The organism is Streptomyces sp. NPDC052043 (genome assembly GCF_044548235.1).
In the GTDB taxonomy this organism is placed as follows: domain Bacteria; phylum Actinomycetota; class Actinomycetes; order Streptomycetales; family Streptomycetaceae; genus Streptomyces.
In genome coordinates, this window is sequence record NZ_JBIUBT010000022.1 from 1 (window position 1) to 13,718 (window position 13,718).

13 protein-coding genes are annotated in these 13,718 nt (G+C 71.3%); 3 read left to right on the forward strand and 10 right to left on the reverse strand.

What is annotated here, in order from left to right; all coding sequences use genetic code 11:
* The first annotated feature begins 589 nt into the window (after window positions 1-589).
* Window positions 590-1,591 (forward strand): tryptophan--tRNA ligase, encoded by a 1,002-nt coding sequence (gene trpS, locus ACIHCX_RS36035; RefSeq protein ID WP_400037219.1) that lies wholly within the window; start codon window positions 590-592, stop codon window positions 1,589-1,591.
* Window positions 1,592-1,636: 45 nt separating this feature from the next.
* Here trpS and proC read toward each other — a convergent pair whose 3' ends face one another.
* The 6 genes from proC to ACIHCX_RS36065 form a co-directional block, all read right to left on the reverse strand.
* On the reverse strand, window positions 1,637-2,446 hold the full coding sequence (proC, locus tag ACIHCX_RS36040) for a pyrroline-5-carboxylate reductase (RefSeq protein ID WP_400037221.1): 810 nt from the start codon (window positions 2,444-2,446) through the stop codon (window positions 1,637-1,639).
* Between the two features lie 89 nt (window positions 2,447-2,535).
* Window positions 2,536-3,309, reverse strand: a complete 774-nt coding sequence (locus tag ACIHCX_RS36045; RefSeq protein WP_400037223.1) for an ABC transporter permease — start codon at window positions 3,307-3,309, stop codon at window positions 2,536-2,538.
* Window positions 3,306-4,118, reverse strand: coding sequence for an ABC transporter ATP-binding protein (locus tag ACIHCX_RS36050; RefSeq protein WP_400037225.1), 813 nt, complete (start codon window positions 4,116-4,118; stop codon window positions 3,306-3,308). Before ACIHCX_RS36050 ends, ACIHCX_RS36045 begins: the two co-directional genes overlap by 4 nt.
* Before the next feature lie 59 nt (window positions 4,119-4,177).
* The gene (locus ACIHCX_RS36055; RefSeq protein ID WP_400037227.1) at window positions 4,178-4,954 is read right to left on the reverse strand and encodes a class I SAM-dependent methyltransferase; all 777 of its coding nucleotides are present in this window, start codon (window positions 4,952-4,954) and stop codon (window positions 4,178-4,180) included.
* 87 nt (window positions 4,955-5,041) lie between these two features.
* On the reverse strand, window positions 5,042-5,545 hold the full coding sequence (locus ACIHCX_RS36060) for an EamA/RhaT family transporter (RefSeq protein WP_400037229.1): 504 nt from the start codon (window positions 5,543-5,545) through the stop codon (window positions 5,042-5,044).
* A 42-nt stretch (window positions 5,546-5,587) separates the two neighbouring features.
* Entirely contained in the window at window positions 5,588-5,914 is a 327-nt protein-coding gene (locus tag ACIHCX_RS36065; RefSeq protein WP_400037231.1) for an SH3 domain-containing protein, read from the reverse strand.
* A 182-nt stretch (window positions 5,915-6,096) separates the two neighbouring features.
* Between ACIHCX_RS36065 and ACIHCX_RS36070 the strand changes: the two genes are divergently transcribed.
* Complete coding sequence (locus ACIHCX_RS36070; protein WP_400037233.1) at window positions 6,097-8,199, forward strand: PQQ-binding-like beta-propeller repeat protein; 2,103 nt, start codon at window positions 6,097-6,099, stop codon at window positions 8,197-8,199.
* A 49-nt stretch (window positions 8,200-8,248) separates the two neighbouring features.
* On the opposite strand, the gene ilvD is transcribed toward ACIHCX_RS36070, so the two are convergent.
* The 4 genes from ilvD to ACIHCX_RS36090 form a co-directional block, all read right to left on the reverse strand.
* Window positions 8,249-10,102 (reverse strand): dihydroxy-acid dehydratase, encoded by a 1,854-nt coding sequence (ilvD, locus tag ACIHCX_RS36075; RefSeq protein WP_400037235.1) that lies wholly within the window; start codon window positions 10,100-10,102, stop codon window positions 8,249-8,251.
* 206 nt (window positions 10,103-10,308) lie between these two features.
* Window positions 10,309-10,914, reverse strand: coding sequence for a TetR family transcriptional regulator (locus tag ACIHCX_RS36080; protein WP_400037237.1), 606 nt, complete (start codon window positions 10,912-10,914; stop codon window positions 10,309-10,311).
* Entirely contained in the window at window positions 10,911-11,738 is an 828-nt protein-coding gene (locus ACIHCX_RS36085; protein ID WP_400037239.1) for a sugar phosphate isomerase/epimerase family protein, read from the reverse strand. Before ACIHCX_RS36085 ends, ACIHCX_RS36080 begins: the two co-directional genes overlap by 4 nt.
* 63 nt (window positions 11,739-11,801) lie before the next feature.
* Window positions 11,802-12,728, reverse strand: coding sequence for a Ppx/GppA family phosphatase (locus ACIHCX_RS36090; protein WP_400037241.1), 927 nt, complete (start codon window positions 12,726-12,728; stop codon window positions 11,802-11,804).
* Between the two features lie 107 nt (window positions 12,729-12,835).
* Between ACIHCX_RS36090 and ACIHCX_RS36095 the strand changes: the two genes are divergently transcribed.
* Window positions 12,836-13,666, forward strand: coding sequence for a hypothetical protein (locus tag ACIHCX_RS36095; RefSeq protein WP_400037243.1), 831 nt, complete (start codon window positions 12,836-12,838; stop codon window positions 13,664-13,666).
* Window positions 13,667-13,718: the final 52 nt, after the last annotated feature.

Below are 13,718 nucleotides of genomic sequence, written 5' to 3' on the forward strand. Positions count from 1 at the left end.
TGAGTTCTCAAGGAACGGACGCTTCCTTCGTACTCACCCTCTCGGGCTTTCCTCCGGGCGCTTCCCTTCGGTGTTTCCGACTCTATCAGATCTTTTTCTCGACCTGACCCCCAGTCAGCGGGGTTCGTCTTCCCGGCTGTTGGGCCGTTCCGACGAGTGAGACTTTAGCGGATTCCCTGCTCCCGTGCGAATCGGGGGCTGCGTCCTTTCGGGCGCGGATTCCTCATTCCATGAATACGCACGCCGATGACACGACAACAGGCAGACTGCACGACTGTCGTCGATGAAAGGGTGGTGCTCAGGAAAGGCCGCCCGGGGACCGACCGGAGTCGGGCTCTCACGTCGGGCAACTCGGAGAACACTACGTACCCCGGTGAGGTGTGTCAACTCACGGACAGACGGCACCCCGGAGCCCTATACTGAGGGACATGACTACGCGTACGTGCACCCATCTGTGGTGGGCCGCCTGACGGCGGCCGTACTCACGTATGCATCCACGGCCGCCGCCTCGGCGGCCGTTCTCGTTTCTCCCTCCAGGACTCCGAGGGTCGGCCGGCCGGGGACGGCGGCCTCGACCAGGAGGTGGAGTGTGGAGAGGACTCGGGTCTTCAGCGGGGTCAAGCCGACCGGACACCTGACGCTGGGGAACTATCTGGGCGCCATGCGACGGTGGGCCGAGGTGGACCAGCACCGGTCGGAGGCGCTGTTCTGCGTCGTCGACCTACATGCGCTGACCGTGGACCACGACCCGGCGCGGGTACGCAGACTCAGCCGTCAGGCGGCTACGCTGCTGTTGGCGGCGGGCCTCGATCCGGAGCTGTGCACCCTGTTCGTACAGAGCCATGTGGACGAACACGCCCGGCTGTCGTACCTGCTGGAGTGCGTGGCCACGGACGGCGAGATGCGGCGGATGATCCAGTACAAGGAGAAGGCCGCGCGCGAGCAGCAGCGGGGCGGGAGCGTACGGCTGTCGCTGCTGACGTATCCGGTGCTGATGGCGGCGGACATCCTGGCGTACGGAACGCACGAGGTGCCGGTCGGTGACGACCAGACTCAGCACGTGGAGCTGACCCGTGATCTGGCGGTGCGGTTCAACCAGCGGTACGGGCACACGTTCGTGGTGCCGAAGGCGACGCCTCCGAAGGTGGCGGCGCGGGTGATGAACCTCCAGGACCCGTTGTCGAAGATGGGGAAGTCGGACGACTCCGGTCCGGGCATCGTCTATCTGCTCGACGAGCCGGAGGTCGTGCGGAAGAAGGTCATGCGGGCGGTGACCGACAGCGGGCAGGACGTGGTCTACGACCCGCAGGGGCGGCCCGGGGTGGCGAACCTGCTGGAGATCCTGGCCGCTTGTCAGGGTGGGAACCCGGAGACGCTGGGCGGTGTATACGAGTCGTACGGCGCCTTGAAGAAGGACACCGCGGAGGCCGTGGTCGAACTCCTCAGGCCGGTACAGGCACGGCACAGGGAGCTGTGCGCGGATCCCGCTTATGTGGAAGGGGTGTTGCGCAGGGGTGCGGAGAAGGCCAGGGAGATGGCGCGGCCGAGAGTGGACGCGGCGTACCGGGCGATCGGGTTGCTGCCGACCTGAAGTCGGGGCCGCGGGGCGGGCGGCCCGTCGGCCGCCCGGCCGGGGTCAGCTGTTGCCGGAGGCCAGCTCGCGGCTGCGGTCGCGGGCGGCTTCCAGCGCGGCGATCAGCGCGGCGCGCACGCCGTGGTTCTCCAGTTCGCGGATGGCGTTGATCGTCGTACCGGCCGGCGAGGTGACGTTCTCGCGGAGTTTCACGGGGGGCTCCCCGCTGTCGCGGAGCATCACCGCGGCGCCGATCGCGGACTGGACGATCAGGTCATGGGCCTTGTCCCGGGGCAGGCCGAGGAGGATGCCCGCGTCGGTCATGGCCTCGACCAGGTAGAAGAAGTAGGCAGGACCCGAGCCGGAGAGGGCGGTGCAGGCGTCCTGCTGGGCCTCCGGGACGCGGAGCGTCTTCCCCACGGCGCCGAAGATCTCCTCGGCGTGGGCGAGGTGCTCGGTCGTGGCGTGGGTGCCGGCGGAGATGACGGACATGGCCTCGTCGACGAGGGCGGGGGTGTTCGTCATGACGCGGACCACTGGGGTGCCGGAGGCCAGGCGCTCCTCGAAGAAGGAGGTGGGGATGCCCGCGGCACCGCTGATGACCAGGCGGTCGGCGGGGACGTGCGGGACGAGTTCGTCGAGGAGGGCGCCCATGTCCTGCGGCTTGACGGTGAGAATCAGGGTGTCGGCGGTCTTCGCTGCTTCCGCGTTGGTGACCGGGGTGACTCCGTGGCGGGCGCGGAGTTCTTCGGCCCGTTCCGGACGGCGGGCGGTGACCAGCAGGTCGGCGGGTGTCCAGCCGCCTCGGATCATTCCGCTGAGCAGGGCTTCGCCGATCTTTCCGGTGCCGAGAACTGCGACTTTCTGGCTCATGGGGTTCATCCTCGCACCGGTGGTCAGGAGTACGGGTGCTCTGTCCGGCTGGCGGGACACCCTCCGGTCCCGTGGGGCTGTGCGGTGCGCTACGCGGTGCGCCGCCTGAGGGTGGCCGCCCCCAGGCCGAGGACGAGCAGGGCGCAGCCCGCGACGACCAGAACGTCGCGTACGAACGTCGTCGTGACCTCGGTGTGGCGCAGGACCTCGTTCATGGCGTCGACCGCGTAGGACATCGGGAGAACGTCGGAGACCGCTTCCAGGGCGGGGTGCATGTCGGACCGGGGAGTGAACAGGCCGCAGAGGAGGAGCTGGGGGAAGATCACCGCCGGCATGAACTGGACCGCCTGGAACTCGGAGGCGGCGAAGGCGGAGACGAAGAGGCCGAGGGCGGTGCCGAGCAGGGCGTCGAGGAGGGCGACCAGCAGGAGCAGCCAGGGCGAGCCGGTGACGTCCAGGCCGAGGATCCAGACGGCCAGTCCCGTGGCCAGCGCGGACTGGATGATCGCGAGGGCGCCGAAGGCGAGGGCGTAGCCGGCGATGAGGTCGCCCTTGCCGAGCGGCATGGCGAGGAGTCGTTCGAGGGTGCCGGAGGTGCGTTCGCGCAGGGTGGCGATCGAGGTGACCAGGAACATGGTGATCAGCGGGAAGATGCCGAGGAGCGAGGCGCCGATGGTGTCGAAGGTGCGCGGGCTGCCGTCGAAGACGTAGCGCAGCAGGAGCAGCATCACGCAGGGGACCAGCAGCATCAGCGCGATGGTGCGCGGGTCGTGGCGGAGCTGGCGCAGGACCCGGGCGGCGGTGGCGGTGGTCCGGGCGCCGCTCAGAGCGCGGGGGGCGTGAGGTGCGGTGGTCGCGCTCATCGTGCTGTCTCCTTGGTGCGGCCCGCGGCGGCCGCCTCGTCGACCAGGTGCAGGAAGGCCGCCTCGACGGTCTCGGCGCCGGTGCGGGCCCGGAGTGCTTCGGGGGTGTCGTCGGCGAGGATCCGGCCCTCGCGCATGAGGAGGAGGTGGTGGCACCGCTCCGCCTCGTCCATGACGTGGGAGGAGACGAGGAGGGTGGCGCCTCGGGTGGCGGCGATGTCGTGGAAGAGGTTCCACAGGTCGCGGCGCAGTACGGGGTCGAGGCCGACGGTCGGTTCGTCGAGGACGAGCAGTTCGGGGGTGCCGAGGAGGGCGACTGCCAGGGAGACGCGGCTGCGCTGGCCGCCGGAGAGGTTGCCGGCGAGGGCGTCGGCGTGGCCGGTGAGGTCGACGTCGGCGATGGCCCGGCTGACGTTGTCGCGGCGTCGTTCGGCGGCCGCGCGGCCGGGGTCGAGGATCGCGGCGAAGTAGTCGAGGTTCTGGCGGACGGTCAGGTCGTCGTAGACGGAGGGGGCTTGGGTGACGTAGCCGATGCGGTTGCGGAGGGTGGCGTGGCCGGCGGGCAGGCCGAGGATCTCCAGGGTGCCGCCGACCTTGGCCTGGGTGCCGACGACGGCGCGCATGAGGGTGGACTTGCCGCAGCCGGAGGGGCCGAGGAGGCCGGTGATGCGGCCGCGCGGGACGGTGAAGCCGAGGCCCCGCAGGACCGTGCGGGGGCCTCGGGCGACAGTGAGGGCTTCGGCTCGGACGGCAGCGGTCTCGGCACCGGTTTCGGGGTGGGGTGGTGGCCCCGAAGCAATATTCATCATGTGATGATTAATGCGCGCCGAAGGGGGCGCCGTCAAGTGAGGTGAGGGGATGAGCCGCGTCAGGGTGCGATGGCGACGAGGAGGAACACGTCGTAGGTCTCCTCGACCATGCCGTCCGGGAAGGTCCGCAGCAGGTGCTCGCGCTCCTCGTCGAGGAAGGCGGCCCGGCTCTCCTCGGGGCAGACCAGGAAGAACGAGTGGCTGCCGAGGTTGGCGAGGTGGGTGTCGACCGTGACCCGGCGGCTCCAGCGGACGTCGCGGCGGGTGAAGCGGAGGCGTCCGCTCGGGTCCGCCTTCAGGCGGTCGGCGGCCGCCGTCTGCTCGGCCCGGGCGTCGACACCGAAGAAGTGGCGGGCGCGGTCGGCCTCCTCCGCGATCCACTCGACATCGGCGGCGTTCGTGTTCCACCACAGCGCCAGGGATCCGCCCGGGCGCAGGACGCGCAGGGCCTCGGGGACCGACTGAGCCGGATCGGTCCAGTGCCAGGCCTGGGCATAGGTGAGGAAGTCGGCGCAGGAGTCGGCGAGGGGCAGGGCGTTGCCGCTGCCCCGCACGACGGGGATGTCCGGGAGGCCGCGGCGGAACTGGGCCGCCATGCCTTCGCCCGGCTCCACGGCGAGTACGTCGGCGCCACGCTCGTGCAGCAGGGCGGTCGAGATGCCGGTACCGGCACCGACGTCCGCGACGCGGGCACCGGCGAGGGGGCGGCCGGCGAGCTCCTCCAGCGCGTCGAAGAGGGCGGACGGGTAGGAGGGGCGGTTCGCCGCGTACTGGGCGGCGGCGGCGTTGAAGGAGTGGGCCCGGTCGGCGTCGGCAGGCACCTGGAATGCGGTCATACGGCCATCCTGGGACCGCACGACCGGTCCGGAACAGGGGGCTTTTCGGCGGCGCGGACCGGATCGCGGACCGCGCACCCTCTGCGGTCAGGAGCGGCGGCGCTTCTTGGACGGGTTGCCCGAACGGCGGGTGGCCCGGCGTTCGAACTGTTCGCGGGCCTGCTCGTACTCCTGGCGATGCAGCTTCTCGCCGGGGGCCTCGCTGAGCGAGCGGAAGAAGTAGGCGAGGAGGGAGCCGATGAATCCGATGGCGAGCAGGCCGCGCAGGGAGGCCTGGCGATCAGGGTCGGGGCGCTTGCGAAAGCCCTCCCAGGCGTGGCCGAAGGCAAGCGCGCTGCACACCGCGAACATCACCACGACCAGCAGTTCCACGAAGGCGCCCGAGCCGGCGATCTGGAGTCCCTGGTAGGCGAAGCGGAGCACGAAGCAGGAGGCGGCGGCCGCGGCCAGTGAGCCGACGGCGACCCCGACACGGCGGGCGGTGTAGCCGTTGTCGTGGTTCACCCAGGTGGTGCCGAAGAAGCGCAGGGGCTCGGGGCGGGGCCCTGCGGAGCCCGCGGGGGTGTCCGGGGTGCCGTTGTCATCGCTCACAGGTCGATTATGGCTCCGGGGCCCCCGCGGGCTCCGTCGGGATCAGCCGCAGCGAGAGGCGACGTAGCCGTCGCTGCCGGTGTACACGTATGTGTCGGAAACGTACTGACCGTTGCCGATGTTGTTCCAGATGTTCGAGGTGCCGTAGTAGCCCGACACCGTCGTACCCGGCGTCTGGCAGAAGATCGGCACCTGCGCGCCCTCACTCAGCGTGCGGACGATGCCGTATCCGGTGCCGGGGCCGCTGCGGACGTTGAGGCGGACGCCCGGCGCCACCGAGTAGTACCGCGCCGCCGCTGCCGTTGCCTGGGTCCCGACGGCCTGCTCCCCGTCGCCGTCCCTTGCTTCTTCGACACGGTCGACAGACATGAGAAAACTCCCCCCGTTGAACCCCATGACTGCCATGGGGTCCCGTTGATTCCCTTGAATCACGCAACGAAACATCCGAGCGTGACTCGCACACGGGCACCGGCACGCACCACCGGTCCCGCCCGCGTCATCGACTAGGCTCCGAGCGTCGCGCGCGCGAAGGAACAGCACGGGGGTGGTCCATGACGCCGCAGCGCACCAGCGGAAAGGGCGCGGAAGCGGAACTTCCGGAGTACGCCGGGCAGTACCGCCTCGAGTCGTGTCTGGGATCCGGCGGCATGGGTGTGGTGCATCTGGCCCGCAGCGCCTCGGGGCTGCGGCTCGCGGTGAAGGTCGTCCACGCCGAGTACGCCAAGGACCCCGAGTTCCGGGGCCGGTTCCGGCAGGAGGTGGCGGCGGCCCGGAGGGTCAGCGGTGCTTTCACCGCGCCCGTCGTCGACGCCGACCCGGAGGCCGAACGGCCCTGGATGGCCACGCTGTTCATTCCGGGGCCCACGCTGTCCGAGCATGTGAAGCAGAACGGGCCCATGCCCCCGGACCGGTTGCGCCGTCTGATGGCCGGGCTCGCCGAGGCGCTGCGCGACATCCACCGGGTGGGGGTCGTCCACCGGGACCTCAAGCCCAGCAACGTCCTGCTCGCCGAGGACGGGCCGAAGGTCATCGACTTCGGCATCTCCCGCCCGAAGGACAGCGAACTGCGCACCGAGACGGGCAAGTTGATCGGTACGCCGCCCTTCATGGCGCCCGAGCAGTTCCGCCGGCCGCGGGAGGTCGGGCCGGCGGCCGACATCTTCGCCCTCGGGTCGGTGCTGGTGCACGCGGCCACCGGTCGCGGGCCGTTCGATTCCGACAGTCCGTACATCGTGGCCTACCAGGTGGTGCACGATGAACCCGACCTGACCGACGTGCCCGGGAACCTGGCACCGATCGTGCTGCGCTGCCTGGCCAAGGAACCCGAGGACCGGCCCACGCCGGACGAGCTGATGCGGGAACTGCGCTCGGTGGCGGCCTCGTACGACACGCAGTCGTTCATACCGGAGCAGCGGGCCTCTGATACGCCGGACCCGCCGCCGCCCGGGTCAGGCGCCGGGCAGGAGAAGGGCGCGCCCGGACCACGCTCCCGCAAGCGGACGGCCCTGGCGGCGGGGGCTCTGGGTCTGCTCATGGCCGGCGCCTTCACCTTGGTCGCGTTGCCCGCGAAGGACGACAGCGCCGCACCGGTGAGTACCACTCCGCGCACCCGTCCTGCCGCATTCGGCGGGTGGGAGAAGAAGCCGGAGTCCGCGAAGGCGCCGGCACCCCAGTGCGCCTACGGAGCGGGCGCGTTGTTCTGCGCGCAGTCCGGCGTGGTCTTCGCCCTCGACCCGGCCGACGGCTCCGTGCTGTGGCGGCGGTCCGTCCCCGGAGCGGGCAGGCTTGCGCCTGCTCTCTCGGGCGGTCTGGTGCACGTGGCTGCGGCGGACGGGCGGCACCTGGAGGCGCTCGACCCCGCCTCGGGCCGGACGTATGCGCGGCGCAACGTTCCTGCGCAGGGCGGGTGGGCGTTCGTGGGCGACATGCTCCTGCTCGCCCGTGCCGACGGGACGGTCACCGGCGTGGACAGCGCTTCCGGCGGCACCCGATGGAGCGAGCGGATTCCGGGGTACTCCCTGCCGTCCGTCGCCGCCTTCACCGGGGATCCACTCGCCTATGCGACCAGCACGTCCGACGACGGGGCGAGCACGCGGATCAGCGCCGTGGATTCCCGCACGGGCAACATCCGCTGGGAAGCGGACCTGAAGGGCACGCTGAGTCCCGTAGGCGCCCAGGACGGATCCGTCGTCCTTCTCGACCTCGACAGGACCACCGGGGACGCGAAGGCGGTCGTCCGGTACTTCCCAGGGTCCGGGGCGATGCGACGGGTGGCGCTGCCCGTCCCGCGTCAGGCCCCGCAGGCCGAGGTCCGGGGAGGCGTCGTCCACCTGCTGGCGGCCGGGGGCGCGCTGGAAGCCGTCGACATGAAGGCGGGCAAACACCTGTGGCTTCTTGAAACGGCCGTGAGCAGCGGCTCGGCGCCGGTCTCCGACGGCCGCCATGTGTACGTCCTCGCCGCGGACGGACGGCTGCTCGCCGTGGACGCCCGTACGGGCCGACTCGTCGGGCAGACCCGGCCACGCCTCGGCGCCGGTTCGGACAGGGTCGCGGACAATCTGGCCGCACCTGTGCTCGCCGACGGCAACGTCTACGCCGGCGCCCCCGACGGCACCGTCTTCGCCGTCGGCGGAAGCGACCCGGCGGCCTGGTGACACGGCGCGGGGCCGCCCCGAAGGAAGCGGCCCCGCCGGAGTCTCCTGTTCAGCCCAGCTTCGACACGTCCCGCACGGCGCCCTTGTCGGCGCTGGTGGCCATGGCGGCGTAGGCCCGCAGCGCCGCCGACACCTTCCGGTCGCGGTCCCTGGGGGCGTACGCGCCGTTCAGGGCCTGCTCACGGCGGGACAGCTCCGCGTCGTCGACGAGCAGCTCGATCGAGCGGTTCGGGATGTCGATGCGGATGCGGTCGCCGTCCTCGACGAGCGCGATCGTGCCGCCGGAGGCCGCCTCGGGCGAGGCGTGGCCGATGGACAGGCCCGAGGTGCCGCCGGAGAAGCGGCCGTCCGTGATCAGCGCGCAGCTCTTGCCCAGGCCGCGGCCCTTCAGGTACGAGGTCGGGTAGAGCATCTCCTGCATGCCGGGGCCGCCCTTGGGGCCCTCGTAGCGGATGACGACGACGTCGCCCTCCTTGATCTGCTGGGTGAGGATCTTCTGGACGGCCTCCTCCTGCGACTCGCAGACGACGGCCGGGCCCTCGAAGGTCCAGATCGACTCGTCGACGCCCGCGGTCTTCACCACGCAGCCGTCCACGGCCAGGTTGCCCTTCAGCACCGCCAGACCGCCGTCCTTGGAGTAGGCGTGCTCGGCGGAGCGGATGCAGCCGTCGGCGGCGTCGGTGTCCAGGGCCTCCCAGCGCTCGGACTGGGAGAACGCCTCCGCCGACCGCACGCAGCCGGGGGCCGCGTGCCACAGCTCGACCGCCCGAGGGGACGGGGAGCCGCCGCGCACGTCCCAGGTCTTGAGCCAGTCCGCCAGGGAGGGGCTGTGCACCGCGTGCACGTCCTCGTTCAGCAGGCCGGCCCGGTGCAGTTCGCCGAGCAGGGCGGGGATGCCGCCGGCGCGGTGCACGTCCTCCATGTAGTACGTGCGGTCCTTGGCGACGTTCGGCGCCACCTTGGCCAGGCACGGCACCCTGCGGGAGACGGCGTCGATCTGCTCCAGGCCGAAGTCGACACCGGCCTCCTGGGCCGCCGCCAGCAGGTGCAGGATCGTGTTGGTGGAGCCGCCCATCGCGATGTCCAGGGCCATCGCGTTCTCGAAGGCCGCGAAGGTGGCGATGGTGCGGGGCAGGACCGTCTCGTCGTCCTGCTCGTAGTGGCGGCGGGTGATGTCCATGACCGTGCGGGCCGCGTCCTCGTACAGGGCGCGGCGGGCGGTGTGGGTGGCGAGGACCGAGCCGTTGCCCGGCAGGGACAGGCCGATCGCCTCGGTCAGGCAGTTCATCGAGTTGGCGGTGAACATGCCGGAGCAGGAGCCGCAGGTCGGACAGGCGTTCTCCTCGATGCGGAGGATGTCCGCGTCGGAGACGTTGTCGTTGGCGGCGTCCGCGATCGCGTCGATCAGGTCGAGCGTGCGGACGGTGCCGTCGACCAGCGTGGCGCGGCCGGCCTCCATGGGGCCGCCGGAGACGAAGACCGTGGGGATGTTCAGGCGCAGGGCCGCCATCAGCATGCCCGGGGTGATCTTGTCGCAGTTGGAGATGCAGATCAGGGCGTCGGCGCAGTGCGCCTCGACCATGTACTCGACACTGTCCGCGATCAGGTCGCGCGAGGGCAGCGAGTAGAGCATGCCGCCGTGGCCCATCGCGATGCCGTCGTCGACGGCGATGGTGTTGAACTCGCGCGGGATGCCACCCGCCTCCCGGACCGCGTCGCTGACGATCCGGCCGACCGGCTGGAGGTGGGTGTGGCCGGGCACGAACTCCGTGAAGCTGTTGGCGACCGCGATGATCGGCTTCCGGCCGATGTCCGCACCGGGTACACCGGAGGCGCGCATCAGGGCGCGGGCGCCCGCCATGTTGCGGCCGTGGGTGACTGTGCGGGACCTCAGCTCGGGCATCGTCGCTCGCTCCTTCGGGATGTTCCGCCGGGCAGCAGGAAGTCCCGGCAGAGTTCTGGCTCAGTCGAGCGTACGCCGGTCATCCAGGGATCGGGACGCGCTGTCCGGAATACGGGACGCGTGTCTCGATGCGGCGGGGACGCGTGCCTGGACGCGACGCAACGCCCGGCTCGATGCGGCGGGACGCCGGGGAGGCCGTCCGGGGGTCACTCCCCCGTGAGATGCCGCTGCACCACGGGTGCCACCCGGGCGATGACCTGCTCCACGTCCGCCGTCGCCAGCGGCTCCACCTTGATCACGTATCGCAGGATCGCGCACCCCACCAGCTGCGCGGCCGCCAGCTCGGCGCGCAGCTCCGCGTCGGGCAGGTCGAACCGGCCGGCGATGCGCCGCAGCAGCTGCGAGACGATCAGGCGGCGGAAGACGGCGGCCGCGGCGTCGTTGCTCAGCGCGGAGCGGACGATCGCCAGCAGGGGCGTACGGGTGGCCGGTCTCTCCCAGACGCCGAAGAAGAACCGGGCGAACCGCTCTCCGACGCCGTCGAGCGGGCCCTCGACCAGTGCCTCCGGCGCGCTCAGCGCGGGCGCGAAGACGACCTCGATCGCCGCCTCGAACACCTGCTCCTTGGTGCCGAAGTAGTGGTGGACCAGGGCCGAGTCCACCCCGGCGGCCTTGGCGATACCGCGTACCGACGTCTTCTCGTAGCCGCGCTCGGAGAACTCCTCGCGGGCCGCGGTCAGGATCCGGTCGCGGGTGCCGGCGGCCTCCTCGCGGCGGGGGCGGCCGCGGCGGCGGGCGGTGGTGCCGGTCATCGCCGCGGCACCTTCACCGCGGAGGCCAGGTGCAGCCGGGTGAAGGCCAGGGCCTCGGCGAGGTCGGCCTCGCGCTCGGCGCTGGACATGGCCCGGCGGGTGTTGACCTCGATGACGACATGGCCGTCGAATCCTCTGGTGGCGAGACGTTCCAGCAGCTCGGCGCAGGGCTGGGAGCCGCGGCCCGGCACCAGGTGCTCGTCCTTCGCCGAGCCCCGGCCGTCGGCCAGGTGCACATGGCCGAGCCGGGCGCCCATCCGGTCGACCATCTGGAGGGCGTCGGTGCGGGCCGTCGCGGCGTGGCTGAGATCGATCGTGAAGTGGCGGTAGTCGTCCTTGGTGACGTCCCAGCCGGGGGCGTACGCGAGCATCTCGCGGTCGCGGTAGCGCCAGGGATACATGTTCTCCACCGCGAAGCGCACGTCCGACTCGCTCGCCATCCGCCAGACACCGGCGACGAAGTCGCGGGCGTACTGGCGCTGCCAGCGAAAGGGCGGGTGGACCACGACCGTGCTCGCGCCGAGCTTCTCCGCGGCCGCCCTGGCGCGCTGGAGCTTGGTCCAGGGGTCGGTGGACCACACCCGCTGGGTGATCAGCAGGCAGGGAGCGTGCACGGCGAGGATCGGGATGCGGTGGTAGTCGCTGAGTCTGCGCAGCGCCTCGATGTCCTGGCTGACCGGGTCCGTCCACACCATGACCTCGACGCCGTCGTATCCGAGGCGTGCGGCAATCTCGAAGGCCGTCGCCGTCGACTCCGGGTAGACGGAGGCCGTCGAGAGAGCGACCTTCGCATCCGGAATGCGTACGGGTTCGGGTTCCACCACGAGGGACAGGTTACGGGGTGCGGCAGGTGGGGGCGGGGCCTGCGGGCGCCGTTGTGGCCTTCGTCATCCCATGTGGTCGAGGCGCCGCAGGATCACGCCCTCCCTGAGGGCCCAGGGGCAGATCTCCAGGCTTTCCACGCCGAAGAGGTCCATCACCCCCTCCGCGACCATGGCGCCCGCCAGGAGCTGTCCGGCGCGGCCGGCGGAGACGCCGGGGAGCTCGGAGCGCTCGCCGGTCGTCATGCCGGACAGCCGCGGCACCCATGACTCCAGGGACTCCCGCTTCAGCTCGCGCTGGACGTAGAGCCCCTCGGCGGAGCGGGGGGCGCCGGCCAGCCGTGCGAGCTGCTTGAAGGTCTTGGAGGTGGCGACGACGTGGTCGGGGGCGCCGAACCGGCTGAACTCGCCGACCGTCCGCGCGATCTCGGTGCGCACATGGCGGCGCAGCACCCTGACGTCGTCCGGGGTGGGCGGGTCGCCGGGCAGCCAGCCGGCGGTGAGCCGGCCCGCGCCGAGCGGCAGCGACACGGCCGCGTCGGGCTCCTCGTCGATGCCGTAGGCGATCTCCAGTGAGCCGCCGCCGATGTCCAGGACCAGCAGTTTCCCGGCCGACCAGCCGAACCAGCGGCGGACGGCGAGGAAGGTGAGACGGGCCTCCTCCGCGCCGCTGAGCACCTGGAGCCTGACCCCGGTCTCCTCCTGCACGCGCGCGAGGACGTCGTCGGCGTTGCCCGCCTCCCGCACGGCGGAGGTGGCGAACGGCAGCAGGTCCTCGACGCCCTTGTCCTCGGCGGCCCGGAGCGCTTCGCGGACCACGGCGACGAGTCGGTCGACGCCGTCGGAGCCGATCGCGCCGCTCGTGTCGAGGAGCTGCGCGAGCCGCAGTTCGGCCTTGTGGGAGTGCGCGGGCAGCGGGCGCGCGCCGGGGTGCGCGTCGACCACCAGCAGATGCACCGTGTTCGAGCCCACGTCGAGGACACCGAGTCTCATGTACGGAACGCTACTGCCACCTGGAACGCCGTCCGTCCGCGGCGCCCTGCGCGAGGCACCGCTCGGGAGGGTCCCGGCGCGGTTGCCCGGCGACTTACCCTGGACGGGTGCCAAAGACGAAAAAGGCGAAGACCGATAAATCGGCGAACCCGGCGAAAGCAGTGAAGCCGAAGAAGCGGGGCGCGGAATCCGACGAGAAGGGGCTCGACTTCGCGCGCGCGTGGGTGGAGTTCCCGGATCCGGCGGACGACGAGCAGGTCTTCCGCTGTGATCTGACATGGCTGACCTCTCGTTGGACCTGTGTCTTCGGAAGCGGCTGCCAGGGCATCCAGGCGGGCCGCGCGGACGACGGGTGCTGCACCCTGGGCGCCCACTTCTCCGACGAGGACGACGAGAAGCGGGTCGCCGAGCACGTGGCGAGGCTCACACCGGACATCTGGCAGAACCATGCCGAGGGCACGGCGAACGGCTGGGTGTCCGAGGACGACGAGGGCTCCCGGCAGACGCGTCCCTTCCAGGGCTCGTGCATCTTCCAGAACCGGCCCGGCTTCGCGGGCGGCATGGGCTGCTCGCTGCACATCCTGGCCCTGAGAGAGGGCCGCGAGCCGCTGGAGACGAAGCCGGACGTGTGCTGGCAGCTGCCGATCCGGCGGACCTTCGAGTGGATCGACCGGCCCGACGACACGCGCGTGTTGCAGGTGTCGATCGGGGAGTACGACCGGAGGGGCTGGGGTCCGGGCGGTCACGACCTGCACTGGTGGTGCACCTCGGCGACGTCGGCGCACGGCGCGGGCGATCCGGTGTACGTCTCCTACCGGGCCGAGCTGACCGAGCTGATGGGCAAGGCCGGCTACGACCGCCTGGTCGAGCTGTGCGAGGAGCGTCTGGCCTCCGGGCTGCCGCTGGTGGCACCGCATCCGGCGGATCCGGTCGTCTGACGGGCCGTCGGCCGCCGCGGCAGCTCGCCAAAAGGCGCCGCCGGCGTCCGGG

Bases quoted from the DNA above. Each gene is read 5' to 3' on its own strand.
- ACIHCX_RS36055 (WP_400037227.1), bottom strand. From the start codon at position 4,954: ATGACCGCATTCCAGGTGCCTGCCGACGCCGACCGGGCCCACTCCTTC.
- ACIHCX_RS36070 (WP_400037233.1), top strand. From the start codon at position 6,097: ATGACGCCGCAGCGCACCAGCGGAAAGGGCGCGGAAGCGGAACTTCCG.
- ACIHCX_RS36050 (WP_400037225.1), bottom strand. From the start codon at position 4,118: ATGATGAATATTGCTTCGGGGCCACCACCCCACCCCGAAACCGGTGCC.
- proC (WP_400037221.1), bottom strand. From the start codon at position 2,446: ATGAGCCAGAAAGTCGCAGTTCTCGGCACCGGAAAGATCGGCGAAGCC.
- ACIHCX_RS36090 (WP_400037241.1), bottom strand. From the start codon at position 12,728: ATGAGACTCGGTGTCCTCGACGTGGGCTCGAACACGGTGCATCTGCTG.
- ACIHCX_RS36065 (WP_400037231.1), bottom strand. From the start codon at position 5,914: ATGTCTGTCGACCGTGTCGAAGAAGCAAGGGACGGCGACGGGGAGCAG.
- ACIHCX_RS36045 (WP_400037223.1), bottom strand. From the start codon at position 3,309: ATGAGCGCGACCACCGCACCTCACGCCCCCCGCGCTCTGAGCGGCGCC.
- ilvD (WP_400037235.1), bottom strand. From the start codon at position 10,102: ATGCCCGAGCTGAGGTCCCGCACAGTCACCCACGGCCGCAACATGGCG.
- ACIHCX_RS36080 (WP_400037237.1), bottom strand. From the start codon at position 10,914: ATGACCGGCACCACCGCCCGCCGCCGCGGCCGCCCCCGCCGCGAGGAG.